Origin of the sequence: Halomonas sp. ND22Bw (genome assembly GCF_003011945.1) — a bacterium.
GTDB lineage: Bacteria > Pseudomonadota > Gammaproteobacteria > Pseudomonadales > Halomonadaceae > Halomonas > Halomonas halophila.
Genome location: NZ_PXWD01001119.1, coordinates 1 through 262, shown reverse-complemented (window position 1 = coordinate 262; position 262 = coordinate 1). Strand labels below are relative to the sequence as shown.

At 68.3% G+C, this 262-nt stretch carries 1 protein-coding gene; it reads left to right on the top strand.

All coding sequences use genetic code 11. The annotated features are described in order from the left end of the window. Positions 1-50 precede the first annotated feature (50 nt). Positions 51-262 (top strand): hypothetical protein (locus tag CVH10_RS21650; protein WP_219924975.1); only part of this gene is annotated, 212 nt, incomplete at its 3' end.

The following is a 262-nucleotide window of genomic DNA, read 5'->3' as shown; positions in this document are numbered from 1 at the left end:
CAAGGCCATGCCAACGGAGCGGACCGTTGGATGACGGAGGAATGCCCACCGTGGACGAGATCCATTTCATCCCGCTGCTGCTGGAAGAGGTCGAACAGTACCTGCGCGGCCTGGTCGCCGCCGCACCGCGACTGGCCGGCGCGGTGCTGCTCATCGCGGGCACCTGGGGGGCAAGCAAGCTGCTGCGCTTCCTGGTCATTCGGCTGGCCCACCCCGCCCGCCTGCGTCGCAACCTCAGCGATGTACTGGCGATGCTGCCCGG